Origin of the sequence: Pseudoxanthomonas sp. Soil82 (assembly GCF_040446535.1) — a bacterium.
Lineage (GTDB): Bacteria > Pseudomonadota > Gammaproteobacteria > Xanthomonadales > Xanthomonadaceae > Pseudoxanthomonas > Pseudoxanthomonas kaohsiungensis.
This window is the reverse complement of sequence record NZ_JBEAAK010000003.1, coordinates 163,414-188,777: the sequence shown is the minus strand read 5'-3', so window position 1 is coordinate 188,777 and position 25,364 is coordinate 163,414. Positions and strand designations below refer to the sequence as shown.

The following is a 25,364-nucleotide window of genomic DNA, read 5'->3' as shown; positions in this document are numbered from 1 at the left end:
CCGCGGGAGCGGGGCTGCGGGAGCAGCGATGCAAGCGCCGTTCCAGAAGCGGCCGCGGCGGCGCGTCAGGCCCCGGTGGGCGTCAGGTCCAGCGTCGACAGCGGCACGGGGCGGCCGATGTGGTAGCCCTGGATCCAGTCGACCTGCAGCGGCTCCAGCGCGGCCAGGATGTCGGCGTCCTCGACGTACTCGGCGATCGTCTCGGCCTGGTAGGCGCGGGCGATGGTCACCATCGCCTGCACCAGGTCGCGGTCGCGGGCGTTGTGGGCGACGTTGCGGACGAAGGCGCCGTCGATCTTGACCAGGTCGATCGGCAGCTGCTGCAGCCGCTCGAAGCTCTGCATGCCGGTGCCGAAATCGTCCAGCGCGATCAGGCATCCGCGCTGGCTCAGTCCGTCGAACAGCGGCCGCACCTGGCCCAGGCCGCCGGTGATCGCCCGCTCGGTGATCTCGAAGCACAGCCGTTCGGCGGTGCCGGGTTGCACGTCGAGCTGGTACAGCAGCCAGTTGCGGAAGTTCTCCGAGACCAGGCTGCGGCCGGTCAGGTTCACGGTCAGCCGCTGGAACGGCATCGCGTCGGCATGCTCGCGCAGCCACGGCAGCAGGGTCTCGATCACCGCCCGGTCCAGTTCGACCACGCCGCGGCTGGCGTCCAGCTCGTCCATGTAGTCGCGCGGCATCAGCAGGCGGCCGTCATCGGTGCGCAGGCGGCACAGGATCTCGCCCATCTGCGCCGCGCCTCCGGCGAGCCGGCGGATCGGCTGCACGTGCAGTTCCAGCTGCCGCCGCCGCAGCAGCGACAGCGCCAGGGAGTGGGTCTCGAGCACGGCGCGGAGGGCGGCCGGGTCGCTCAGCCCCGGGGTGGCGAACACCGGCGCCGTCTCGCCGCGCTGGCGCGCCGCCTGCATGGCCCCGTAGGCCGCATCGAGCGCCAGGTCCAGCGACTGGCTGCTGCCGTCCCGCAGCGGGCACACGCCCAGGTGCGGTTCGAGCCTGACCTGGGTATCGCCCAGCCTGAACTCGACCTGCTCGATCCGGGCCAGCAGGTCCTTCCACGACACCTCGCCGGCCGCGGGCAGCAGCGCGAAGCGTCCCATTCCCAGGGTATAGGCGCGGATGTCCGGCGCCAGGTGGTCGTGGATCGCCGCGGTCAGGGCCTCCTGCGCAGGCAGGCCGTAGCCGGCCATCAGGTTGTCCAGGTGCTCGATCCCCAGGCAGGCGATCTCGGTGGGCACCAGCGCGCCATCGGCCAGGTCGTGGCGCAGGGCGTTGATGTTCGGCACGCCGCTGAGGCCATCGCGGCGGCTTTCCTGGGCCAGGCGCGCGATCGCGCGGCGGTTGTCGCGGGCGATGACCTGGGTCAGCACCATCAGCTGTTGCAGCACGCTCATCTCGAAGGCGATCTGCAGCAGGTGCAGGGCGTCGGTGCGCAGGCCGACGCGGGTGCCGGCACCGACCAGGTAGGTGAGCAGGAGCGTGACCGCCGCGATCAGCGGCGCCGACCAGCGCCAGGGCAGGCGCAGCACCGCCCAGATCATCAGTGCGGCGAGCATGAAGCGCTGGTCGAGCAGGCCGCCGAGCGGATGTTCGCCGCTGCCGGGCAGCGCCCACAGCAGCGCGGTCAGCAGCATCGAGTAGGCGCCCAGCAATACCCATTCCCACCACGGCGGGCGGCTGGGCATCGGCGCCGGTTCGTCGCGCCCGGTGAAGAACAGCAGCAGCGGCAAGGTCAGGCACAGCACGCCGAAGAAGCGCGCGAATCCCACCTGCAGCGTCTGCGCGAGCAGGTCGGGCGGGCTGACGGCGGAGAACAGGCCGTTGACCAGGGCGTGGGCCAGCGCCCAGCCCAGCGGATAGAGGACCAGGGCGATCGCGCCGAACGGCACGATGTCGCGCTGGCGGATCCGCGCCTGCTCCGGCGGCCGCGGCCATCCCATCCAGTGCGCGCACAGCACGGTCCAGCCGTACATCGCCGCGTACAGCGGCAGCGAGCGCAACAGCAGCTGCATGACATCCGGCGGCGAGCGCCAGAGCAACTGCACGCACCAGGCCAGGAACAGCGACAGATAGCCGATGCGGAAGTACAGCTTGTGCGGCGAAAGCATCGCCAGCGCCAGCAGCAGGCCCCATTGCAGGTGCGCCAGCGACGCGGTGGCCCCGCTCCCGAAGCCCGGCCAGTAGGGAATCCTGAGCAGAGGAAGGGGAAGGACGAAGCAGGCCACCGCGATGAGGATCGCGTCACGCGTATTGCGCCGTGTCCATCGCTGCATGACGCCCCCTGCGCCAGTGCCTGGTGCCACTATGCGGCGGCCCGTGGCAAATGGAAAGCGCCGCTCGGCCCGGCCGGGGCCGGTGCCGCACGGCGGGTGGCCGTTCCGGGACGAACGTCGCATCGGGTGCTCCGTGCCGCGCCGCGGCGGCCATCGCCGGGATATCGGCGTCGCCGGCGCCGGGCTTTACCGCCGGGGCCGGTCAGGGCGAGGCGACCCGGGCCCCGGCCTCGAAGGCGGCGTCGAACAGCCGCTGCACCGGGGTCGCCAGCTCCCCGGCCAGCGCCGCCAGCAGGAACAGGCCCATCAGCACCGCCACCGGCAGGCCGAGCTGGATCGGATTGAGCGCCGGCGCGGCGCGGGCGAGCACGCCGAAGGCCAGGTTGGTCGCCAGCAGCGCGACCATCACCGGCAGCGCCAGGAGCAGGCCGCCGCGCAGCACGACGCCGAACAGTTCGACGATGCTGCCCAGGCTGCCGCCCACGTCGCTCCAGGGCGTGCCGACCGGCAGCGCCTGGTAGCTGCGCACCAGCAGCGCGACCATCGCCAGGTGGCCGTCGGCGGCGAAGAACAGCAGGCCGAAGGCCAGGTAGAACCACTGCGCGACCACGCCCGAGCTGGTGCCGCGCAGGGGATCGTTCATCTGTGCGAAGGCCAGGCCCATGCCCTGCGAGACCAGCTCGCCGGCCACGGCCCCGGCCTCGAACACCAGGCGCAGGACGAACCCCATCGCAACCCCGAGGGCCACCTCGCGGGCCACGCCGAGGACGGTGGCCGCGTCGATGCCGGCGGAGGCCGGCGGTGGCGGCAGCAGCGGTGCGATCGCCATCGCCAGCGCCCCGGCCAGCAGCACCCGGACCCGGACCGGCACGGCGCGGGTGCCGACCAGCGGCATCGCCATCAGCATCGCGCCGGTGCGCAGCATGGTCCACATGACCGTGCCGATCATGCCGAACGCCTGCTGGCCGTCGATCAGGGTGGCGGTCGCCGGATCCATCGTGCAGCGCGCCCGGCTCAGCCGATCAGGTGCGGGATGCGCTGGAACAGCGCGGTGGTGTAGTCGACCAGGTAGGCCAGCAGGAAGCTGCCCAGCGCGAACAGCGAAGCGGTCAGCGCCACCGCCTTGGCGATGAAGGCGATGGTCGGCTCGTTGATCTGGGTGGCGGCCTGGACCACGCCGACCACCACGCCGACCACCAGCACCGCGACCAGCAGTGGGCCACCGACCCAGAGGGCGACTTCCAGGCCGCGGCGCAGTTCGGTGAGGGCAAGTTCAGGGCTCATGGGCGGGCTGATGCAAGGACGGTGCCAGTGTGGTGCTGGCATCCCGGCGCATAGCGCTGTCGATGTGGTTGCTGTTGTCGTTGCAAGTGCTGCTAGCTCCTCCGCTTTTGACTTCCCCGCCGGTAAAGCGAGCCGAGCATCGCAGGATGGCGGGGCCGAAGAGCTGCCCTTGTCTGAGCGAAGCGAGTTTGGGCAGCGTCCCGAAAAGGGGATAAATGCCCCGTCATCCGAGAAGCGCAGGGAACCGGCCGGCGCAGCCGGCCGGATCGCGTCCCCGGCTGTGCTTTCTTTTTTTGTTTACTTTGATCAGCCTTTGGCTGCTGTAAAGCGCTTCTTTGCACAAGCAAAGAAAAGTGACTCGCTCGATGCGAAGCAGCGAGTGAAAGCTGTGCGCTTGATCTGCCCAATGCGAAGCGAGGGCAAACGATGCTCGGCTCGCTCTACGGGCGGGGACATCAAGAGCAAATAGATCGACCGCAACCGCAAGCGCATTGGCCTCGGTGATGGCGCGCGTGACCGCAGGTGCGAAGGCGTCAGACCCCGTTGAAGCTCGCCGCCAGCGTGCCCACCGTCAGCACCCAGCCGTCGACCAGCACGAACAGCAGGATCTTGAACGGGGCCGAGATCAGCATCGGCGACAGCATCATCATGCCCATCGACATCAGCACGCTGGCCACGACCAGGTCGATGATCACGAACGGGATGAAGATCAGGAAGCCGATCTCGAAGGCGGTCTTCAGTTCGGAGGTCACGAACGAGGCCACCAGCACCGGGAACGGCACGTCTTCCGGGCCGGCGTAGGTGCCGTGGCCGGCCAGGCCGGCGAAGGTCATCAGGTCGGTTTCGCGCACCTGGGCCAGCATGAAGCCGCGCAGGGGCGCGGTGCCCAGGTCCCAGGCGGTACGGAAGTCGATGTCGCCGTTGAGGTACGGCGCGAAGCCGCCATCCCAGGCCTTCTGCCACACCGGCATCATGATCATCGCGGTCAGGAACAGGGCCAGGCCGACCAGGATCTGGTTGGACGGCGTCTGGCCGGTACCCAGCGCCTGGCGCAGCAGCGCCAGCACGATGATGATCCGGGTGAAGGCGGTCATGACCAGCAGCAGCGACGGCAGCAGGGTGATGGCCGTCATCAGCAGCAGGGTCTGCAGCGGCACGCTCACCGGGGCGTCGCCGATGCGGCCCACGGTCAGGTTGGGCAGCGACGGCACCTGCGGCGTGCCGCCGGGGGCGGCCAGGGCCAGCGCCGGTACCAGGGCGAGCAGGAGCAGGACGAGCAGGAGCAGGGTGCGGCGCGACATGGGTCAGGCGTCCTTGCGCAGCCGCTGCGACAGCAGCTGGGCGAAGTTGGGCAGGTCTTTCAGGTTCGGGAGCTTGGGCGGCTCGGCCGGCGGCAACGGTTGCGGCAGCTCGTGCAGGCGGCTGATGCCGGCGGCGGTGACGCCGAGCAGCAGTTGCTGGCCACCGACCTCGACCACCACCGCGCGTTCCTTCGCCCCCAGCTGCAGGCTGGCGACCACGCGCAGGCCCTCGGCCGGGCGGAAGCCGGCGCCGGGCAGGCGCCGCAGCATCCACGCCAGGCCCAGGATCAGGCCCAGCACCAGCAGCAGGGCGAAGAGCGCCCCGGCCAGGCCCGGCGAGGAGGGCGCATGCGCGGCCGGCACCGCGGCCTTCGCCGCCGGTGCGGCGGCGACGGCGAGGGCGGCCAGTGCGCTGCTCACCTCAGTCTCCGGATCCGCTCGCTGGGGCTGACCACGTCGGTCAGGCGCACGCCGAAGCGGTCGTTGATCACCACCACCTCGCCGTGGGCGATCAGGGTGCCGTTGACGTAGACGTCCAGCGGTTCGCCGGCGCCGCGCTCCAGCTCGATCACCGAGCCCTGGTTGAGCTGGAGCAGGTTGCGGATCGGCATCCGCGAGCGGCCCACTTCCAGCGACAGGGTCACCGGCACGTCGAGGATCACGTCGAGGTTGAGGTCGCGGGCCTCGAGTGCCGCGTCCGGTTGCAGCGCGTCGAACTGCGCCAGCGCGGTGGCGGAGTCTTCCTGGGTGTTCATGCGGGCGATTCCTCGGAAAGGGTGGCCGTGCGCGGCTGGGGCGCGCCCGGCGGGCGGGTCTGGACGATCTTCACCGCGTTGCGGCCGTGGGACAGGCCGAACTCGCCGGTGAACACCGGGATGTCCTCGACGCAGACCGGCACGCTCGAGGGCAGCTCGATCGGCAGGATGTCGCCGACCTTCAGCCGGGTGAGCTGGCGCAGGTCGATGCGCTTCTGCGCCAGCACGCTGGAGACGGTGACCTCGGCCAGCATCAGCTGCTCGCGCAGGGTGCTGTTCCAGCTCTCGTCGCGGTCGATGCGGTCGCTCTGGATGCCGGCGTCGAGCAGTTCGCGGATCGGCTCGAGCATCGAGTACGGCAGGGTGACGTGGATCTCGCCGCCGCCGCCCTCCAGTTCGACGTGGAAGCGACTGACCACCACGTACTCGCGCGGGGTGACGATGTTGGCGAAGTGCGGGTTGATCTCGGAATTGATGTACTCGAACTCCACGTCCATCACCGGCGCCCAGGCCTCGACCAGGTCGGTGAAGGTCTGCTTGAGCAGCAGCTGGATCACCCGCATCTCGGTCGGGGTGAACTCGCGGCCCTCGATGCGGGTGGGGTAACGTCCGTCGCCACCGAAGAAGTTGTCCACCACGGTGAACACCAGCTTGGGCTCGAACACGATCAGGCCCATGCCGCGCAGCGGCTTGAAGCGGATCAGGTTGAGGTTGGTCGGCACGTACAGCGAATGCATGTAGTCGCCGAACTTGACCAGGTCGATGCCGCGCACCGACAGGTCGGCCGAGCGCCGGATCAGGCTGAACAGGCCGATCCGCCACAGGCGCACGAAACGCTCGTTGACCATCTCCAGGGTCGGCATCCGGCCACGGATGATCCGGTCCTGGCTGGCGAAGTCGTAGGTGCGCGCCGTCCCCGGGTCGACCGGCTCGGGCTCGGTGCTGACCGCGCCGGAGTCGACGCCGTGCAGCAGCGCATCGATCTCGTCCTGGGACAGCAGGTCGTTGATGCTCATGGAGGCGCGCCGGTTACTGGGTGACGAAGCTGGTGAACAGCAGGTCTTCGACGCCGGGCTTGCCGGTTTCGGCGCGCATCAGCTTGCGCACCTCGGCCAGCGCCTGCGCCTGCAGCTTCTCCTTGCCGGCGCGATCGGCGATGCCCCGCGCATCCTGCTGGGCGAGCAGCATCAGCAGGCGGGCGCGGATCGCCGGCGCGTGGCGCTCGAGGTCCGACAGCGCGACCGCGTCGCGGGTCATCAGCTGGATCTCGACCTGCAGGTACTGCGGGCCGCCGGTGGCGCCGTTGAGGTTGACCACGAACGGTGGTTCCAGGGCCAGGTACTGCGCGGGGGCGGGCAGCTTGGGCTTGGCCGCTTCGGCGGCCGCGTGCTCGGCGGCGGCGGCCTTGCTCGAGCTCCAGTACCAGCCGCCGCCGGCGCCGGCGGCGGCCAGGACGGCGACCGCGCTGATGATCAGCGGCAGCTTGCTTCCGCCCTTGGCGGGCGGGGCGGCGCTCTTCTGCGCCGGGGATCGTGAATTCTTGTCGGCTGCGGTGGCCACGCGTCGATCTCCAGGAAGGTCCCCGGTTCAGGATGCAAGCGGCGTGCCGTGGCGAAGACGGGAATCCGTCGCCGGCCGCGGGCGGGCGCGAACGGGGGCGATGCGACCCAGCTTCCGTAGGAGCCCATCCTCATGGGCGACCGCGACTGCGCGCGACCGCGACTGTGTGTGCCCGCGGCGCCGGGCGAGCGCGGCGTGCGCGACCTTCGGGAGTCGCCTGGCCGGGCTTGCGTCGGGTCGCCCATGAGGATGGGCTCCTGCAGAAAGGGAGAGGCGCTAGGCGTAGGCGTCGAGAAGGCCCAGGCGCAGGGTGCGCGGGGCCGGCGTCGGCGTGTCGTCCGCCGCGGTGGCCACTTCGTCGCCTGGCCCGGTGCGCGACTGGCCGCTGCCATTGCCTGGGGAGTGCGATTGCTGGCCGACGCCGGCATGGGCCAGTTCGAAGCCCTGCTGGCCGAGCATCTCGCGCAGGCGCGGCAGGCTGCTTTCCAGCGCCTGGCGGACCTCGGGCTGGGCGCTGGTGAAGTCGGCGCGGACGCGGTCGCCATCCAGTTGCAGGCGGACCTCGACCGGCCCCAGCTCCTGCGGCGCGATGCGGATGTGGGCGTGGCCGATCTTCTGCCCGGCCAGCCACTGCACATGGGTGCCGATGTCGTCGGCGAAGCCTTCGCCCTGCAGCTGCGGCACCGGTGCGTCGTGCGGCGCCGACAGCGGAACCGCGGTCGCGCCGGCGGTATTGCCGTGACCCGGCGCCGGCGTGAGGTGGAGCGCGAACGGCGTGGCGGCCGGTGACGGTTCCGGCAGGGCCGCTGCATTGGCCTCGGCACCGGCTAGCACGAGCGCGGGTACCGAACCCTCGCCGCCGGCCGCCATGGCCGGCAGGGCGGGTCCGGCCGGCGCGGGAGCCGTAGCGGTGCCGGCGGTGCCGGCGACGGGCGCGGGCCCCGGGCTGGAGGCGACCTTGCCGACGGAATGTCCGGCCGGCAAGTCCAGGGTCGGCAAGGCGGAGGGTTGTGCGGGGAACGCGGGAGCCTGGACGGTAGGCATGGCTGCCGGCGGGGCCGGTGCCGGCACCGGCGGGGCGGCCAGCAGGCTGGCCAGTCCCGGGGGCGGCCAGCCGTCGGTGGTCGCACCGGTCTCTTCGCCGGCCTGCGTCGGGGCGCGCTCGGCGACGTCGGTATCGGTAGCGCTGTCGCCGGCCGCGTCCGCGGGCGACGCCTGCGCTTCGGCAGCTGGGTTCTTCGCAGCCGTTTCCCGCGATGACGCAGCGGGCGCCTCGGCATCGGCGCGCGAGTGGGCCGCGTCGCGCGAGGCCGGACGCGACGGGCCGGTCCCCGCACGGGCGGCCTGCGGCCCGCTGTCCCCGGCGCGGCCGAGCACGCGCGAGAAATCGTCGTCGCCGCTCCCCGAAGCCGAGGCCGGCGCGCCGCCGCCATTGGCCGGCGGCTTCGGGGCCGTCCCGGCGATCACCGACAGGTTCAACGCGGTTCTCCTTCCGTTTCGCCGGCCTGCTGCGCGGCGCGGACCCGGCGCGCGCCGAGGTCGTCCATCTCGCGCTGGCTGCGGCGTTCGTCGACCTTGCGCTCCTGCGCGCGATAACTGGCGGCCAGTTGCTCCAGCACCTGCTTGTCACGGCTGGCGAGCAGCAGCCGGGTACGCTCGGCCTCCAGCCGCTCGCGGCTGCTGTCGACGGTGCGGCTCTGCTGCTCCACCGCGCTCTCCAGGCGGTCGAGAAATGCGCGCCGGTTGGCCAGCTGCGCCGGGCTGATCGCCGCCATCTGGCTGGAGGCGTATTCCTCGGCGTAGCGGCGCAGCTCGGCCAGCCGCGATTCCTGCATCTCGTGCGCACGCTGGCGCTCGGCCAGCTCGCGGGCCACCGCGTCCTCGTGGTCCTGCGCGCGGCGCAGCAGGGGGTCGAAGCGGCGGGACTGCATCATGCGGCGTTCTCCTTGTGTTGCGCCCGGTTGCGCTGCAGCAGGTCGGCGAGCGCGCCGCGGCTGTGCTCCAGGTCGGCGGCGCGGGCCACGTCCTGGCCGAGGAACTCGACGATCTCCGGCCAGCGCTCCAGCGCCTCGTCCACCACCGGATCGTTGCCGCGCTGGTAGGCGCCGATCGCGATCAGGTCGCGGTTGCTGTTGTAGGCGGCGACCAGTCGCTTGAGCGCACGGATGCGCTCGCGCCAAGTCTCGTCGGCGATGTCCTGGACCACGCGGCTGACCGAGGACTCCACGTCGATGGCCGGGTACAGGCCGGCGTCGGCGATCCGGCGCGAAAGCAGGATGTGGCCGTCGAGGATCGCGCGCGCCGCGTCGGCGATCGGATCCTGCGGATCGTCGCCTTCGGTGAGCACGGTGTAGAAGGCGGTGATCGAGCCGCGGCCGGCCGCGCCGTTGCCGGCGCGCTCGACCAGCGCCGGCAGCTTGGCGAACACCGACGGCGGGTAGCCGCGGGTGGTCGGCGGCTCGCCGACCGACAGGCCGATCTCGCGCTGGGCCTGGGCGAAACGGGTCAGCGAGTCCATCAGCAGCAGCACGTTCAGGCCCTGGTCGCGGAACCACTCGGCGATGGCGGTGGCGCGGTAGGCGCCGTGCAGGCGCGCCAGCGGCGGTCGGTCGGCCGGCGCGGCCACCACCACGGCGCGCCGCAGGCCTTCCTCGCCCAGGGTGGTCTCGACGAAATCGCGCACCTCGCGGCCGCGCTCGCCGATCAGGCCCACGACGATGACATCGGCCGCGGTGAAGCGGGTCATCATCCCCAGCAACGTGGACTTGCCCACGCCCGAGCCGGCGAACAGGCCCACGCGCTGGCCGCGACCGATCGGCAGCAAGGCGTTGATCGCGCGCACGCCCACGTCCAGCGGCTGGATGATCGGCTCGCGAGCCAGCGGGTTGATCGCCACGCCGGCCATGCCGACGCTGCCCTCGGCCCGGACCGGGCCCTTGCCGTCCAGCGGCACGCCGTCGGAATCGATCACCCGGCCGAGCAGGCCTTCGCCGACCTCGACGCCGCCGCGGCGGCGCACCGGCACCACCCGCGCGTTCGGCAGCAACCCGTGCAGCTCGGCGCTGGGCATCAGGGAGGTGCGCTCGCCGGCGAAGCCGACCACTTCTGCTTCGACCCAGCCGCCGTCCGCTACTTCGACCTTGCAGGTCGCGCCCATCGGCGCCTCGCAGCCGACCGCTTCCAGGGTCAGGCCGACCGCGCGGCGGAGGATGCCCTCGCGGATCAGGCCACGGCCGCTGGCGGTGTCGAGCGCGATACCTTCCAGCCGCGCGGCCAGGCGCAGGTTGCGCGCGGCCAGCCAGTCGGCCGGCACCGCGCCGGTGACGGGGTGTTCGCTGGCCGGGGAGGGCGGCGGCGTCATGCGCCGCTCCCCGACTTGCGGATCACCGTTTCCAGCGCGCCGCGCAGGCGCGCCTCCAGGGTGCCGTCGATGCGCACGCTTTCGGCATGCACGCGCAGGTCGCCGCGGCCCAGCGACGGATCCGGGACCAGGCGCGCGCCCGAGACCAGCGCCAGCAGCGGCGCCAGGGCGTGGATGTCGTCCGGATGCAGGCGCACCTCGGCCTCGCGGCTGGTGCCGCCGACCGCGTCGAGGGCCTCGCCGACCAGGTCCGACAGCAGCACCGGGTCGGCATCGTAGGCGCGGCCGACCAGCGAGCCGGCGATGCGCACCGCCAGCTCGCCCAGCGCGGCGCTGACCTCGTCCTCGAGGCGGGCGAGGGGACGGGTGAAGTTGTCGAGGATGCCTTCGATCTGGGCGGCCAGGCGACGCACCTCGGCCTGGCCCTGGGCGAAGCCCTCCTGGTGGCCCTGGGCCAGCCCGGCCTCGTAGCCGTCGCGGCGCGCGGCTTCCTCGATCGCCTGGATCTCTTCCAGGCTGGGCGGGCGCGGCACCGGCACGTCGGCCACCGCCTCGGCGGCCGCCCGGGGGCCGGCCGCCAGGTCCGGTGCAAGCCAGCGGACAGCCGCGCTCATACCAGCTCCTCGCTGCCGCCACCGTTGAGCGCGATCACGCCTTCGTCGGCCATGCGGCGCACGATGGTGAGGATCTCCTTTTGCGCCGCCTCCACGTCGGACAGGCGCACCGGGCCGCGCGCTTCCATGTCCTCGAGCAGGATCTCGGCGGCGCGCTGGGACATGTTGCGGGTGATCTTCTCGCGCACCTTGACGTCGGCGCCGCGCAGGGCGATGCCGAGCCGCTCGCCGGACACTTCGCGCAGCAGCGACTGCAGCTCGCGGTCGTCCAGCTCGACCAGGTCGTCGAACACGAACATCAGGTCCTGGATGCGGTTGCTCAGCTCCTGGTCGACCTGCGAGATCGCGCCGAGGATCGACTGGTCCTGCCCGGTCTCCAGGTAGTTGAGGATGTTGGCCGCGACCTTGACCCCGCCGATGTTCGACGATTTCAGGTTCTGCGCGCCGGCGAACTGGCGCTCCATGATCTCGTTGAGCTCGTTGAGGGCGTTGGGCGGGATGCCGTCCAGGGTCGCGATCCGCAGCAGCACGTCGGCGCGGGTGCGCTCGGGCAGCAGCTTGAGGGTGTCGGCGGCGTGGTCGCCGTCCAGGTGGGAGAGCACGATGGCGATGATCTGCGGATGCTCGTTGCGGACCAGGTCGGCGATGGCGCGCGCGTCCATCCACTTGAGCGTGTCCAGGCCGGTGGTGTTGCGGCCGAGCAGGATGCGGTCGATCAGGCCGCCGGCCTTGTCCGCGCCCAGCGCCTGGATCAGCACGTTGCGGATGTAGTCGTCGGCGCCCACGCCCAGCGAGGTCTGCTTGTCGAGCGCGCCGGTGAAGTCGTCCATCACCCGCATGACCTGCTCGCGGCTGACCCCGCTCATCGTGGCCATGGCCAGGCCGAGCTTCTGCACTTCCTTGGCGCTCATGTGCTTGAGCACCTCGGCGGCGTCGGCCTCGCCCAGCGACAGCAGCAGGACCGCGGCGCGCTGCACGCCGTTGAGGTCTTCGTGGGCGTTATGCGGCTTCATTTCCCAACCAGTCCTTGACCACCTGCGCGACCCGCTTGGAGTCGGTCTTGACCGCCTCGCGCGCGTTGCGCAGGCGGTCCTCGTAGGCATCGGACGGCAGCGCCATGGGCTGCCGGCTCCGGCCGATCTGGGCGACGTCGTCGGCCAGCGCCGGCAACTCGTCTTCCACCAGCGACACCTCGGCGGTCTGCTCGGCCAGCGCCTCGGCGCGGGACTTCGCCTTCGGCGCCGGGCCGGCGATCTGGCGCAGGGCCGGGCGCAGCACGCCGAACAGCAGCGCCAGCACGACCAGGGCGCCGAGCACCAGGCGGGCGATGTCGCGCAGGCGCGGGTCCTCCCACCACTTCGCCGGCTCGACCGCCTGGCCGTCCTCGCGCACGAACGGCGCGTTGACCACCGAAACCACGTCGCCGCGCGCGGCGTCGAAGCCCACGGCCTGGCGGACCAGGTCCTCCACGCGCTTGATTTCCTCGGCGCTGAGCGCCTGCAGCGCCGGCTTGCCGTCCTTGCCCGGGCGCGGCACGTGGTCGACCAGCACCGCCGCGGTGACCCGGCGGATGCGGCCGGCCGGCTGGCGGGTGTGCTGCAGGGTGCGGTCGAGCTCGAAGTTGCGGGTGGCGCTGCGCGAGGTTTCCGTCGGCGCCGCGGCCGCCGCAGTGGCCGCGGCCGGAGCCGCACCGGCAGGCGCCGGCGTGCCATTGGCCTGCTGCGCGGCGACCGCGCCTGGCGGGGTGTTGCTGGTCGCGCCGGGGATGCCCTGCGGGCCTTCGGCCGCCGAGCTGTTCTCCGAGACCTGCTCGCTGCGCAGCTTCGGCGGTTCGGCATTGAACAGCTCGCGCGCCTCCTCGGTGACCGAGAAGTCCATGTCGACGGTGACTTCGGCGTTGACCCGGCCCGGCCCGGTCAGCGGCTCGAGCAGTTCGCGGATGCGCTGGTTGTACGAGGTTTCCTGGCGGCGTGCCTGTTCGAACTGGGCCGCGCTGAGCGCCGATTCGCTGTCGGCGCTGTTGCTGCTGAGCAGGCGCCCGTTCTGGTCGACCACGGTGACCCGCTCTGGCGCCAGGTCCGGGATCGAGGACGACACCAGGTGGACGATGGCGTCGACCTGGTTGCGCTCCAGCAGCGCGCCCGAGCGCAGCTCCAGTACCACCGAGGCGCTGGCGGCCTCGCGCTGGCGGGTGAACGCCGACGGCTTGGGGATGGCCAGGTGCACGCGCGCGTCGCGGACCGGGCGCAGGGTGGCGATGGTGCGCACCAGTTCGGTTTCCAGCGCGTGCTGGTAACGGGCGTTCTCGACGAACTGGCTGACGCCGAAGCCGGGGTCGCGCTCCATCAGCTCGAAACCGAGCCGGCCGCTGTCGGTGAGGCCGGAGCCGGCCAGCTTCAGGCGCGCGTCGTGGAGGTTGGCCTCGGGCACCGAGATCGCGCCGGTGGCCTGGTCGAGCTTGAACGGAATCTGCGCGGCGCGCAGCAGGTCGGCGGCCTCGGCCGTGGCCTTCGGGTCCAGGCCGGTGTACAGCGGGCTGAAGTTCGGCTTCTGCGACCAGAAGAACACGTAGAGCCCGACGGCCACGGCCAGCGCGATCATCAGCAGCGTGCCGGCCTTGCGGCCCAGCTGCATCTCCTGCAGCTTGACCACGGCCGAGGCGGCCTTTTCGGTCGCCTGCTCGCGGTTGAACGAATCCTTGGTGATCGAAAGCGCCATCGCGGTCCGGTCCCTGCGTTAGAGCGGCATGTTCATGACGTCCTGGTACGCCTGTACCAGTCGGTTGCGTACTTCCACGGTGGCGCGGAACGCCACCTGCGACTGCTGCGAGGCGACCATGACCCGGGCCAGGTCGGCACCGGGGTCGCCGCGTTCGAAGGCGCGCTGCAAGGCGCCGGCCTTCTCCTGCGCGGCGCTGACGCCGTCGATCGCGCTGCGCAGGGTCTCGCTGAAGCTCGGGCCGGAGACCGCGCCGGCCTGGCCGGGCGCCTGCAGCCCCTGCAGCCCCTGGATCGCATCGCTGCGCGCCATGTCGCCGGCCACCCGCGGGGCCTGACCCAGCTGGCTCTGGTAGGCGCGGATCTGCGACAGGACGGAGCTGATCGAATCGGTCATGGGACCCCCGGGCGGTGCACGCCGTCCACGATGCAAGCGGCGTGCCGCGACGGTGCCGGGTTCCCGGCGGAGCGCTGGGGGGAGCGGGTGCCCCGTTGTAGGAGCCGATCTTCATCGGCGACCCGACGCCACTCGGCAAAGGGGGCACCCAGATAGTCCCGGCGCCCGTGTCGCCGATAAAGATCGGCTCCTACAGGGGCGCGGGCCTGGAAGGTTCAGTCCGGCAGCCAGGCGCTACGCCAGGCGTCCAGGCCGGCGCCTTCCAGCATCCAGTCCCGGCGCACCGCCGCGCGCAGCGCCTGGCCGGCGGCGAGGCTGGCCGGGCGGTCGGCCAGGTGCATGCGGATGGCCTCGATCCAGTCCTGCCGGCGGTTGCGCACGCGCGTGGCCGGCAGGTCGCCGCGGTAGGGCAGCAGGTCGCTGCACACCACCGGGTAGCCGCAGGCGCCGTACTCGAGCAGGCGCAGGTTGCTCTTGCAGGTGTTGAACGGATGGTCCTGCAGCGGCGCCACCGCCAGGTCCAGGCCCAGCGCGGCCAGCGCCCGCGGGTACTGGCCAATCGGCACGCCCGGGTGGAACTCGGCCACGTGGCGGCGCAGCGGTTCCGGGCACATGCCGAAGAACACCCAGTCCACCTCGCCGGCCAGCGCGCGGACCACCTCGGCGATCACCGCCAGGTCGCCATCGTGGCTGACCCCGCCGGCCCAGCCGACCCGCGGCTTGCCGGCGCGCTTGCCCGGCGCCGGCAGTGCCGTCCAATGGCGCGGATCGAGCAGGTTCTCCGCGACCCGGATATCGGCATGCCAGCCGGCGCAGGCCTCGGCCAGCGCCGGGGTCGAGACTACGAAGCGGTCGGCATGGGCCAGGCCCTCGCGCAGGCGCCGGGTCACGTCGCGCGGCATGTGCCGGCGGTGGATGTTGGCCGCGGGCAGGTCCGGCAGCCAGTCGTCGAGTTCGTAGACCTTGAAGGCCGGGGAGAAGCGGTGCAGCCGGCGCAGGCGCGCCAGGTCGGCATCGGCCACGCGCCGCTGCATCACCAGCACGTCCGGGGCGAAGCGCTCGACCTCGACCACGTCCAGCGGCCGCGGGCATGCCGCACCGTCGATCGTCCCGGCGGCGCGCAACGCCGCGAACGGCTGCAGCACCCGGTAGTGGCCGCTGCCGTGGCCATCGCTGGGCAGCGCCAGCACCCGCGGCAGCGGTCGCCAGGGCAGCGGATCCCAGGTCAGCTCGCTCTGCTCGAGCTCGAAGCCAGCGGCCACGTCCAGGCGCAGGTTGGGGCTGTAGGCGGGATCGCGCGCCAACGCCGGCAGCCAGCGCTCGCACAGGGCATCGAACGCCGGTTCCGGCAGCGGCGCCGGGTCGGGCCCGTGCAGCAGCAGCGCCTCGGGCGTGCAGACCACCAGCCGCCCGAGCGCGCCGGCGCGCAGGCACAGATCGACATCCGCGCCCCCGGCCGGGAACGCGGCGGCGTCGAATCCACCGAGCTGGTCGAACAGGCCGCGCTCGACCAGCAGGCAGCTGCCGGAGACCGCCGAGCAGTCCTGGGCCACCCGCAGGCGCTCCATGTAACCGCCGGCCTGCATGGGCTTGCCGAGGAACATCCGGCCAGCGCCCTCGCGCAGCCCGGGCACCAGGCCGGCATGGGTGATGGTGCCGTCGGCCGAAACCGTTCGCGCGCCGACGATCCCCACCTCCGGGCGCAGGCCGTGGTTGAGCAGGGCATGCAGCCACTGCGGCTGCACCGCCGCCGCGTCCGCATCCAGGAACAGGCAGAAGACCCCGCTCGCGTCCGCGGCGGCGAGATTGCGGGCGGCGGACGGGGCGAGCGGGCCGGTCGTCGCGACCACCCGCACGCGCCCGGCAGCGAGGCCAGCGACCTGGTGCATCCAGTCGCGCACCTCGGGGGTGCTGGCGTTGTCGACCAGCAGCAGTTCGTAGTCCGGCCAGGCCGTGTGCTCGAGGATCGAGAGCACGCACCGCTCCAGCACCGCCAGGCTGTCCGGAGCAAGGACGATGAGCGACACCCGGGGCTGGGCCGGGTGCCCGTAGTCGATCCGGTGCAGGCCGGGCCCGGCCTCATGGACCTGCGCCTGTTCGTAGCCGCGGGCGTGCAGGTGGCGGGCGATCGCGTTCCGCTGCGCGGCGTCGGCGCGGCGCGGCGGCGCGCAGACCAGCAGCGGTTCGGCCAGGTGGCCGATCCCGTCCAGTCCGTCGCGTTCGAGCAGGCGCAGGATCAGGTCCAGTTCGTGGGCGCCGGCATGCGCGCGGTCGAAGCCGCCCGCGGCCAGCACCGCATCGCGGCGGAACACCCAGTGCCCGGCCATGGCGCAGGGGCTGCCCAGCAGCAGGTCCAGGTTGAGGTCCGGGCGCAGCGCCGGCGCCGTGTTGCCGGCGGCATCGCGGTACCACTCGTCGGCGAACAGCGCGCGCAGGCTGCCGCTGGCGGCCAGCGCGACCGCCAGGCGGGCCAGGCCGCCGGCGGTGAATTCGGTGCCGGCCTCGACCACCAGCAGCCATTCCACGTCCCAGCCGGCGATGGCGGCATTGAGCGCGCCGGCCGGGTCGCGTTCGTCCCAGGGCAGTGGTTGCATGTCGATGGACCCGGCGGCGTCGACCGGCGCACCCGCCACCCTGGCCTGCACCCGCAGGCCGGGCCGGGCGTTCGCGGCCAGGCTGTGCACGGTGGCCTGCGCGCCGCCGGGTGCACGCGCATCCGGCACGACCAGCACGCCCAGGCGGGGAGGGGCAGCGGCCGCCAGGTGCGCGTCCAGCAGTTCCGCCTGCACGCCGGCCGGCCGGCGTACCCGCAGCCAATCGGCGCGGTGCCAGTGCGGCATCCTCGCCGCGTGGGCCTGCTCGAGCGCATCGACCAGGTCGATCCGCTGCATCGGCGCGGACCCGTCGAGGGGACCGGCCGCCACCTGCCGCGACCCATCCTCGCCGCGGTACCAGCCCAGCGAGCGGATGCCCGCGCGCAGGGCCTCGTGGCCGGGATTGCCGATGCCGGGGCGGTCGCGCCCGATCTGGCTGAACTGCTCGGGCGATACGCGGAAGTCCACCAGCGCCGCACCCAGCATCGCCGCCGGTCCGGAACGCAGCAGCTTGACGTAGAGGGCCAGGTCGGCGACCCAGGTAACGCGCACGCCGTCCAGCACCGACAGGCCGTCGCCCATCGCCAGCAGCGGCTCGCGCCGGCACATGACCGCGCTCGGTTCCCCGAGGAAGTTGAGCGTGCGGTCGGCGAGGAAGCAGGCGATGTCGTGGCCGTCGACCAGCAGGTCCGCGGGCGGGAAGGCGGTGGCCACGGTATCGGGCAGCGGCTCGCCGGCCTCGTCCACCAGTCGCCTGCGCACCGTCGCCAGCGCCGCCTGCGGGGCGCGCGCGAACGCCTCCACCAGCGCGGCGATGCAGCCGTCGTGCAGCACGTCGTCGTCGTGCAGGAACTTGATGTATTCGCCCGCGCTCATCGCGATGGCGCGCGCGGTGCTGCGGGTCTCCCACAGGCGCGAGGGATTGCGCGAGTAGCGCACCGGGAACCCGGCCCCGGCGGCGAACGCCTCGACGATGGCCTGGATGCGGCCGTCGCGGGAGTCGTCGCAGACCACCAGTTCCAGCGGCCGGTAGGTCTGCCGGCGCACGCTCTCCAGCGCCTGCGGCAGCCAGGTCGGCTTGTAGGCGGGCATGACCACGCTGACCAGCGGCCCCTGCATCGCCGGTTCCCCGCTCATCGCCGGCTCCGCGCGGCGATGGCCGCCTGCAGGCGCTCGACCAGCCTTCGCGAGTTGCCGGCGTCGCCGTGCTGGAAGAACAGCCGTTGCGCGGCGCGGTAGCGCTCGTCCGGAACGCAGGCCGGGCGCGACAGGATGGCCTCCAGCGCGGCCAGCAAGGCCTGGAAGTCGGTCGCGACCGGGCCGGGGAAGGCCAGCTCCATGTCGTAGAGCAGGCCGTTCTGGCGCTGGCTGTAGTGCTCCAGGTCGTAGGCGAAGCTGACCACCGGCAGGTCCAGGTACAGCGCATCGATGTAGACCGAGGAGTAGTCGGTCAGCACCACCGCGCTCTCGCGCAGCAGCGGCGCCAGCTCGTGGAAGCTGGCGTGGTCCAGGTCGACCAGGGTGCGGCCGTCGAAGTGTTCGCGCGCGAACGGCGAAGGCGCGTTGGCCAGGTAGTGGCCGCGCATCCCGAGCATGGCGCCGTGGCGCTCCAGCAGCAGTTTCAGCCGTTGCACCTCGGTGTCGCCGAAGCGATAGCACAGGTCGCGGGCCACGCTGGCATCGCGGTAGGTCGGCGCGTACAGCACCAGGCGCCGGCCCTGGCGCAGCACACGCACCCGCTGCAGCTCGGCGGCCAGCGCCGCTGGCAGCGCGGCCTCGTCCATGCGGAGGAAATCGTTGCGCGGCAGGCCGGTGACCCACACCCGGTCGGGCGGCAGCGGGTGGAAGATCGCGGCCATGGCGTGGCTGTCCACCGGGGACGACGCCACCAGGCCGTCGTAGTGCCGGCGCTCGCGCCGGCGCGAGCGGTTGCGGTCGCCGTGGTGGCGCTGCTGCGGGTGGGCGAGTGCGAACAGCCGCTTGAGCGGGATGCCGTGCCACAGGTTGACCACCACCCGGCGACCGAACCACGGCCGCGGCGCGGCGAAGCCGCCGCCTTGCCAGGCCAGCGACATGTCCATGGCGGTGGAGTTGGTCAACAACAGCACCCCGCAGCGCGCCAGCGCCCACAGCCCGGCCAGGCTGTCGAGGTCGGCGATCCGGGTGCCGGGGCCTTCCTCGATGCCCGGTGGCCGGTGGCCGCCGCGGACGAAGATCCAGCGCTGCAGGCCGGGCTCGTGCTTGACCTGCTCGAACACCGCGCGTGCGTTCTCGACGAACTGGCCCGGCTTGAGCGGATGGGCGAAGAAGGCCCAGCGGTCCAGCCGCTTGGGCACCAGCAGGTCCAGCAGCCGCCACAGCGCCAGCAGCGGCAGCCCGAGCCAGGCGCGGGTGATCCGCCGCCGCCAGGGCGGCGGGCTGGCCACCGCCACGCTCACGCCGCGCGGACCCGCGCCGGCGCTGCGACCAGGGCGCAGATGCGTTCCACGTCGGCGTCGCCCAGGTCGGGGTGGATCGGCAGGCACAGCACCCGGCGCGCGGCGGCGCTGGCGACCGGCAGGTTGTCGGCCGCCGCCGAGGGCAGGCCGCGGTACATCGGGAACTCGCTGATCAGCGGGTAGAAATAGCGGCGCACCAGGACCTGCTGGTCGCGCATGCGCTGGTACAGCTCGTCGCGCTGCAGCGGGAACTCGTCGCCGACCATCACCGGGAAGTAGGCGTGGTTGCCCTCCACGCCGGCGGGCGCGCGCAGGCAGCGCAGGCCGGGGATCCCCGCCAGCAGGCGCCGGTACAGCGCATCGATCTGCGCCCGGCGCTCCAGCGCACGGTCGATGTGCTTGAGCTGGAGCAGGCCGAAGGCGGCGCAGACCTCGTTCATCTTGCCGTTGATGCCCGGCGCCACCACCGTGGTCTCGTTGACGAAGCCGAAGTTCTTCAGGTGGTCGATGCGCTGCTTGGTGCGCGCATCCGGGCAGATGATCGCGCCGCCCTCGAAGGTGTTGAACACCTTGGTGGCGTGGAAGCTCAGCACGGAAAGGTCGCCGTGGCGCAGCACGCTGCCGCGGCCGTCGCGCACGCCGAAGGCATGGGCGGCGTCGTAAATCACCTTGAGGTTGTAGTTTTCGGCGATGCGGTCGATGCCGTCGACGTCGCAGGGCGTGCCGTAGCAGTGCACCGGCAGGATCGCCGTGGTCTGCGGGGTGATCGCCGCCTCGACCCTGGCCGGGTCCAGGTTGAGGGTGACCGGGTCGACGTCGACGAACACCGGCTTGATCCCGTTCCACAGCAGCGAGTGGGCGGTGGCCACGAACGAGTACGGGGTGGTGATCACCTCGCCGGTGACGCGCAGCGCCTGCAGCGCGGTGACCAGGGCCAGGGTGCCGTTGGCGAACAGGGCGATGTGCTCCACCCCCAGGTAGGCGCACAGGGCCTTCTCCAGGGCCTGGTGCATGCTGCCGCCATTGGTGAGGATCCGGCTCTCCCAGATCCGTTCCAGGTACGGGACGAATTCCTCCAGCGGCGGCAGCAGCGGGCTGGTGACGGGAATGGGCTTGTTGGCTTTCATCCGGCGGCCCTCCGGGGCGCGATGCCGGCACCGAGCCGGCAGCGCTGCCGATGCAAGCGCCGTGCCGCCGGCGGCACGCCGGTCAGTTGGCGGCGAACCCCATCCCCCCGGCTTCCGGCGAATGCAGCAGGCGGCCGTGCGCGTTGGCCAGCGGCAGCCTTGGCAGCCAGTCGGCCGGTACCATGGCCTGGCCGATCCGGTAGCGGCCCGCGCCGCCGTCGGGGGTCGTGTAGTGCATGACCAGTCCGTACAGCGCGCCCGGTTCCCAGGCCTTGTCGTCGAGGCTGAGCGCGTAACGCCAGCGGTGCTCGTCGACCCGGCCCAGCGGCTGGAACCACCAGCCGCCCTCGCCATGGATCGAGTGCAGCTCGAACCGGACCTCGCAGCGCTCCATGATCCGCTCGTGCAGGTGCAGGGTCAGGGCCAGCCGGCGGTCGTCCAGGTCCACGTCCAGCAGCTGGAAGAAGCCCACGGTGGGGAAATCCAGGCGCATGGTCTCGCGGGGCAGCGGGATCTCCGGGTTGTCCAGCAGCGGTTGCTGCCAGTAGCAGGCGCCGTCGATCTCCGCGATCCAGCCGCGCTCGGTGGTCACGCCGAGCAGGAAGCACAGCGCTTCCACCTCGCCGCGCCGGATCAGCTCCAGGTAGAGGCAGCGGCGCGGGCCGAGGGAGCGCCAGTCCAGGTCGCCGTACAGGTCCAGCAGTTCCTGCATCGCGGCGATGAAGACCCGGCGGAAGGAGGGCGAGGCGACGATGCCGTTGGCCGCGTGGAGTGCGCGCTGCAGGTTGCTCACGGCGATCGCGTCGCGCCAGGCGTGCGCCTCCGGCAGGTCGCGGTACTGCTCCCACTCGATCCGGACCGAGTGCATGCGGTCCAGGAAGTTGTCGCACTGGCGGATGTTCTGGGTGATCGAACGCGACAGTCCCTCGCCGCGCACGCGCCACAGGTAGACCAGTTCGGGGACGACCGCCGTGCGCCGGCTGCACCAGTACGCCCTGTGCACGAAGGGCCGGTCGGCGTACAGCAGCCCCGGTTCCATGCCCAGGCCGTGCTGGCGCAGGAAGGCGGTGCGGAAGACCTTGTTCCAGTAGAAGCCGTCGTGGTGCAGGTCGGGGAACTGGTCCACCGAGTCGAACGCCTGCCGTCGCGACCACACGTAGGGCTCGTACAGGAATGCGACCGAGGACAGGCCCCTGGCGGTCAGTCGCGCGGCGCGCCCCACGGTGATGTCGGCGCCAGTGCGCAGCGCCTGCTCCATCAGCAGGCGATAGCCGGCCGGGGTGACCAGGTCGTCCGAATCGACCAGGGCCACGTACTCGCCGCGCGCCAGCGACACGCCCAGGTTGCCGGAAACCGCGCCGCCTTCGTTGGCCTTGCTGATGCAGCGGAAGTTCGGGTGCGCGGCTTCGTACTCGCGGCAGATGGCCAGGCTGTCGTCGGTGCTGGCGTCGTCGATCGCGATCACCTCGATGTTGCGGTACTGCTGGCCGAGCAGGGAATCGAAGCATTCGCGCAGGTAGGGCGCGGTGTTGTAGACCAGCACCACGATCGACAGCAGCGGTCCGGGTCCGGCGGGGAAGGGCGGGGGGCAGGTCATGCGCGCAGGTCCAGCAGTTGCTCCACCGCGTCGAGGTCGAACACCGGGATCCCGCAGGACTCCAGCACGTCGCGGCGCTCGCGGAAGGAGTCGTCGATGAAGATCGCGGCCGGGTCGCGGCCGATCGCCGCGCTCTTGGGCGAGCCGTCCTCGATGTGCACCACCCGCTCGAACAGCCCGGGGCTGATATGCAGGCGGTCCAGGGTTTCCAGCGGCCGCCGCGCGTGCCGGGTCACGAGCACCACCGGCACCTTGCGTGCGCTCCACTGGTAGAGCAGGGCCATCAGCAGGGGGTTGGGCGCGTCGTCCACCACCAGGGTGTCGTCCAGGTCCAGGTACACGCGCTCGTAACGCAGGCCGGTGCGGTAACGGTTGCCCAGGGCGCGGTCCAGCACCAGCGGATAGTCCTGCGCGAGCACCGCGAACGGCCGCCCCAGGTGCGCGTATATCCCCAGCAACGGATAGTTGATGCCGCGTGCGCGCGACAGGCCCATCGAGCCGGCGATCCGCGGCGCGACCTCCAGCAGTTTCGGCCGGCCGTCGCGGTCGCGCCGCGCCTGGAAGAACCAGGCGCCGCGCAGGCGCAGCTCGCCGGCGATGGCCGTCGCCATGGCGTCGATGCCGGCATCGGCCGGCACCGGCTCGGTGCGCACGCTGATGCCCGACTTGACCCGTGCCCGGCGCCTCGGCGCCGCGTGCAGCAGCCGGCCATCGGCATCGGAGATGCAGTCGACCGTGTATTCCTCGCCGGGCAAGTACTCGTTGACCACGTAGTCGATGCCGCTGTCCAGCAGCTGGCGATGCCGCTGCGGGTCGTCCACGCGTTCGGCACCCTGGCTGCCCTGGCCGATGGCCGGCTTGGCGAACACCGGATAGGCCGGCGCCGGCCACGCTACCGCCGGTGGCACGATGCCCAGCTTCTCCAGGCGCGCGTAGGTCAGGCGCTTGTCGCGGCAGACCTGCGCGGTGTCGGCATCGGGCACCATCGCCGGCGCGCGCAGGCGCGATCCGGCCTGCGCCAGCAGCGGGATCACGCTGTCGTGCGCCGGCACCACCAGGTCGATGGCCCACTCGTCGATCAGGCCGTTGAGCTGTCCGACCAGGTCGTCCGAGCCGGCCTGCGCGGCGATCTGGCGGTAACGCGCGTAGACGAACTCGCCGTGGTCGGAGACCGAGGAGGCGCCATGCAGGCGGATGTCCTTGGCGTAGCGCAGCGCGGCATGGATCTCCAGGCCGATCTCCGAGCCGCAGGGGAAGACCAGGATGTTCAGGCGAGGCATGCGCGCGCCTCCGCCGTTCCGCGCTCGCCGGCGCGACCGGCATCGGCTGCCGGTGCCGGGCCGAACACCGCGTCCACCACCCGCTGCGCGCAGCGGCCATCGGCCAGCGTGCAATAGCGTTCGCGGAACCGGCGGTAGCGATCGGCGTACCGGGCGGACACGGCCGGCAGGTCGGCCAGCAGCGCCAGCAGCTGGCTGGAATCGCGGGCGACCGGACCGGGCAGGTCGCGTTCCACGTCCAGGTAGAAGCCGCGCACCTGGCGGGCGTAGAGATCCAGGTCGTAGCAGTAGAACAGGATCGGTCGCCCGGTCACGGCGAAGTCGAAGAACACCGACGAGTAGTCGGTGACCAGCACGTCGGCCAGCGCGCACAGCTCGGTGATGTCCTCCAGGTGCGAGACGTCGCGGACATTGTCCGGCAGCGCCGCCGCGTCCAGGCCGGCCGCCACCAGGTGGTGGGCCTTGATCAGCAGCATCTGGTCCGGCGCCAGCGCGGCCGACACCGCCTGCAGGTCCAGGTGGAGGTCGAAATCGAAGCGCCACGGACCGACCGGGCGATGGTCGCGCCAGGTCGGTGCGTACAGCACGAACCGCCGGTCGGCCGGCAGTCCCAGGCGCGCGGCCACGGCCGAACGGTCCAGGGAGGCATCGAGCAGCGGATCGGTCAGCGGATAGCCCGCCTCCAGCACCGGTCCCTCGTGGCGGAACGCGCGGCGCAGGGTGCCGGTCGAGTAGGCGTTGGCGCTCAGCAGCACGCTCCAGCCGCGCGACTCGCCATGGAAATTGGCGCGCGCCGCCGCTTCGGGCCCGTCCACCTCGATGTCCCAGCCCAGGCGCTTGAGCGGGGTGCCGTGCCAGGTCTGCAGGTACACCGTCTCCGGCTTGCGGCCGTGCGCGGCGAAGACGACATTGTTGACGCGGTAGCCGGCCTGCGCCAGCACGCGCAAGTACTCGGGCGATCCACGGCGCACGCGCGGCGGATCGCCGGGAATGGCCTGCGGGCCGTCGTAGGCCCAGACGCAACGCAGGTCCGGGCGCAGCTGGCGCAGGGCCTCGTAGATGTAGCGCGGATTGCCGGCGTACTGCTTGCCCAGGAAGCTTTCGAACAGGACCAGGTCCGGCTCCAGCGGCAGGCTGCGCAGGTCGCGGGCGAACGCCGCGCGGCTGTCCTCGGCCTCGGCCAGGCGCGCATGCTGGGCCAGCGGTGCGGTCATCAGCACGAGCGAGGCGGCGCTGTCGCTGAGGTAGGCCGACAGGCCGTGCCCGCCGATGCGCTCGCGGAAGAAGTGGCGCGGCCCCGGCGCGGGCGGTGACGGCACCAGCGGCCACTCGCCGTCGCCGCGCAGGCGCACGTCCAGGCGCAGGACACCCGCGCCGAGCAGGCCGGCCAGGGGGACCTGCGCGGTCGCGCCGCCCGACGCGTCCGGCGCCAGCGCTACCTGCAGCGCCAGCGCACCGTCGCGCGTGCCCAGCCACAGGTCGCGCGCGCCGGCGGGCAGGGGATCGAGCTGCAGGTGCAGGTCATCGCCGTCGCACCGGAGCAGGAGCCGTGGCTGCATCAGTACTGCCCCGCCTGTACCAGCCGCGCCAGCCGCCGCGGCGGCGCATCGGCGGCCAACGCTGGCGGCCCGCGCCGGATCTCGGCCTTGAGCTGGGAACTGGAGATGTTCTCGGTGCGCGGCAGGTAATGGACCGGGCAGTGGGCGGCCAGGTGGTCGAAATGGCCGGTCCAGTCCGAGCCCATCACCATCAGGCCGGCGCCCAGCCGGCGGATGTCGTCGGCCTTCTGCTCCCAGCTGTCCTCGGGGAATACCTCGTCCACGTAGCGGATCGCCCGCAGGACCGCTTCGCGGTCGGCGTAGGACTGGGTGGCGTGCTTGCGCTTGAGCGCGTTGAACGCGTCGCTGGACAGGCCCACCACCAGCCGGTCGCCCAGCGCACGGGCGCGCCGGAGCAGGTTGACGTGGCCGACATGCAGCAGGTCGAAGGTGCCGTAGGTCAGGACGAGGGCCATGGCGGGTATTCCGGGCGTCGGGCGTTGCCGTGGTCCATGCAAGCGGCGTGCCCCG

At 72.1% G+C, this 25,364-nt stretch carries 22 protein-coding genes; all 22 read right to left on the bottom strand.

Annotated features, from left to right (window positions below):
• Positions 1–65: 65 nt before the first annotated feature.
• The gene (locus ABKA19_RS09840; protein WP_353688743.1) at positions 66–2,270 is read right to left on the bottom strand and encodes an EAL domain-containing protein; all 2,205 of its coding nucleotides are present in this window, start codon (positions 2,268–2,270) and stop codon (positions 66–68) included.
• A gap of 202 nt (positions 2,271–2,472) precedes the next feature.
• Positions 2,473–3,267 (bottom strand): flagellar biosynthetic protein FliR, encoded by a 795-nt coding sequence (gene fliR / locus ABKA19_RS09835; protein WP_353688742.1) that lies wholly within the window; start codon positions 3,265–3,267, stop codon positions 2,473–2,475.
• A gap of 17 nt (positions 3,268–3,284) precedes the next feature.
• A complete protein-coding gene (locus tag ABKA19_RS09830) occupies positions 3,285–3,554 on the bottom strand; it encodes a flagellar biosynthetic protein FliQ (protein ID WP_162375330.1) in 270 nt (89 codons plus the stop codon).
• Positions 3,555–4,087: 533 nt separating this feature from the next.
• Complete coding sequence (gene fliP / locus ABKA19_RS09825) at positions 4,088–4,855, bottom strand: flagellar type III secretion system pore protein FliP (protein WP_353688741.1); 768 nt, start codon at positions 4,853–4,855, stop codon at positions 4,088–4,090.
• 3 nt (positions 4,856–4,858) lie between these two features.
• Positions 4,859–5,275: a flagellar biosynthetic protein FliO gene (fliO, locus tag ABKA19_RS09820; protein ID WP_502945757.1), complete on the bottom strand. Its 417-nt coding sequence runs from the start codon at positions 5,273–5,275 to the stop codon at positions 4,859–4,861.
• A complete protein-coding gene (gene fliN / locus ABKA19_RS09815) occupies positions 5,272–5,610 on the bottom strand; it encodes a flagellar motor switch protein FliN (RefSeq protein WP_353688740.1) in 339 nt (112 codons plus the stop codon). The genes fliO and fliN overlap by 4 nt, the downstream gene beginning before the upstream one ends.
• A complete protein-coding gene (gene fliM / locus ABKA19_RS09810; RefSeq protein WP_162375333.1) occupies positions 5,607–6,626 on the bottom strand; it encodes a flagellar motor switch protein FliM in 1,020 nt (339 codons plus the stop codon). The genes fliN and fliM overlap by 4 nt, the downstream gene beginning before the upstream one ends.
• Before the next feature lie 13 nt (positions 6,627–6,639).
• Positions 6,640–7,170 (bottom strand): flagellar basal body-associated FliL family protein, encoded by a 531-nt coding sequence (locus ABKA19_RS09805; protein ID WP_353688739.1) that lies wholly within the window; start codon positions 7,168–7,170, stop codon positions 6,640–6,642.
• Between the two features lie 276 nt (positions 7,171–7,446).
• Complete coding sequence (locus ABKA19_RS09800) at positions 7,447–8,649, bottom strand: flagellar hook-length control protein FliK (RefSeq protein ID WP_353688738.1); 1,203 nt, start codon at positions 8,647–8,649, stop codon at positions 7,447–7,449.
• A complete protein-coding gene (gene fliJ, locus ABKA19_RS09795; protein WP_353688737.1) occupies positions 8,646–9,104 on the bottom strand; it encodes a flagellar export protein FliJ in 459 nt (152 codons plus the stop codon). The genes ABKA19_RS09800 and fliJ overlap by 4 nt, the downstream gene beginning before the upstream one ends.
• Positions 9,101–10,531 carry a flagellar protein export ATPase FliI gene (fliI, locus tag ABKA19_RS09790; protein ID WP_353688736.1) on the bottom strand — a complete coding sequence of 477 codons (1,431 nt, stop codon included), beginning with the start codon at positions 10,529–10,531 and terminating at the stop codon, positions 9,101–9,103. The genes fliJ and fliI overlap by 4 nt, the downstream gene beginning before the upstream one ends.
• Positions 10,528–11,145 carry a FliH/SctL family protein gene (locus ABKA19_RS09785; RefSeq protein WP_162375338.1) on the bottom strand — a complete coding sequence of 206 codons (618 nt, stop codon included), beginning with the start codon at positions 11,143–11,145 and terminating at the stop codon, positions 10,528–10,530. The genes fliI and ABKA19_RS09785 overlap by 4 nt, the downstream gene beginning before the upstream one ends.
• Positions 11,142–12,158: a flagellar motor switch protein FliG gene (gene fliG / locus ABKA19_RS09780; RefSeq protein ID WP_162375339.1), complete on the bottom strand. Its 1,017-nt coding sequence runs from the start codon at positions 12,156–12,158 to the stop codon at positions 11,142–11,144. Before fliG ends, ABKA19_RS09785 begins: the two co-directional genes overlap by 4 nt.
• The gene (gene fliF / locus ABKA19_RS09775; RefSeq protein ID WP_353688735.1) at positions 12,145–13,863 is read right to left on the bottom strand and encodes a flagellar basal-body MS-ring/collar protein FliF; all 1,719 of its coding nucleotides are present in this window, start codon (positions 13,861–13,863) and stop codon (positions 12,145–12,147) included. Before fliF ends, fliG begins: the two co-directional genes overlap by 14 nt.
• Before the next feature lie 18 nt (positions 13,864–13,881).
• On the bottom strand, positions 13,882–14,259 hold the full coding sequence (gene fliE, locus ABKA19_RS09770; protein ID WP_162375341.1) for a flagellar hook-basal body complex protein FliE: 378 nt from the start codon (positions 14,257–14,259) through the stop codon (positions 13,882–13,884).
• Between the two features lie 215 nt (positions 14,260–14,474).
• Positions 14,475–17,990 carry a glycosyltransferase gene (locus ABKA19_RS09765; protein ID WP_353688734.1) on the bottom strand — a complete coding sequence of 1,172 codons (3,516 nt, stop codon included), beginning with the start codon at positions 17,988–17,990 and terminating at the stop codon, positions 14,475–14,477.
• Positions 17,987–19,291, bottom strand: coding sequence for a CDP-glycerol glycerophosphotransferase family protein (locus ABKA19_RS09760; RefSeq protein WP_353688733.1), 1,305 nt, complete (start codon positions 19,289–19,291; stop codon positions 17,987–17,989). Before ABKA19_RS09760 ends, ABKA19_RS09765 begins: the two co-directional genes overlap by 4 nt.
• Positions 19,288–20,418 carry a DegT/DnrJ/EryC1/StrS family aminotransferase gene (locus ABKA19_RS09755; protein WP_353688732.1) on the bottom strand — a complete coding sequence of 377 codons (1,131 nt, stop codon included), beginning with the start codon at positions 20,416–20,418 and terminating at the stop codon, positions 19,288–19,290. The genes ABKA19_RS09760 and ABKA19_RS09755 overlap by 4 nt, the downstream gene beginning before the upstream one ends.
• An 82-nt stretch (positions 20,419–20,500) precedes the next feature.
• Complete coding sequence (locus tag ABKA19_RS09750) at positions 20,501–22,015, bottom strand: glycosyltransferase (protein WP_353688731.1); 1,515 nt, start codon at positions 22,013–22,015, stop codon at positions 20,501–20,503.
• On the bottom strand, positions 22,012–23,295 hold the full coding sequence (locus ABKA19_RS09745; protein WP_353688730.1) for an ATP-grasp domain-containing protein: 1,284 nt from the start codon (positions 23,293–23,295) through the stop codon (positions 22,012–22,014). The genes ABKA19_RS09750 and ABKA19_RS09745 overlap by 4 nt, the downstream gene beginning before the upstream one ends.
• Entirely contained in the window at positions 23,283–24,854 is a 1,572-nt protein-coding gene (locus ABKA19_RS09740; RefSeq protein WP_353688729.1) for a CDP-glycerol glycerophosphotransferase family protein, read from the bottom strand. The genes ABKA19_RS09745 and ABKA19_RS09740 overlap by 13 nt, the downstream gene beginning before the upstream one ends.
• Positions 24,854–25,309 (bottom strand): adenylyltransferase/cytidyltransferase family protein, encoded by a 456-nt coding sequence (locus ABKA19_RS09735; protein WP_353688728.1) that lies wholly within the window; start codon positions 25,307–25,309, stop codon positions 24,854–24,856. Before ABKA19_RS09735 ends, ABKA19_RS09740 begins: the two co-directional genes overlap by 1 nt.
• Positions 25,310–25,364: the final 55 nt, after the last annotated feature.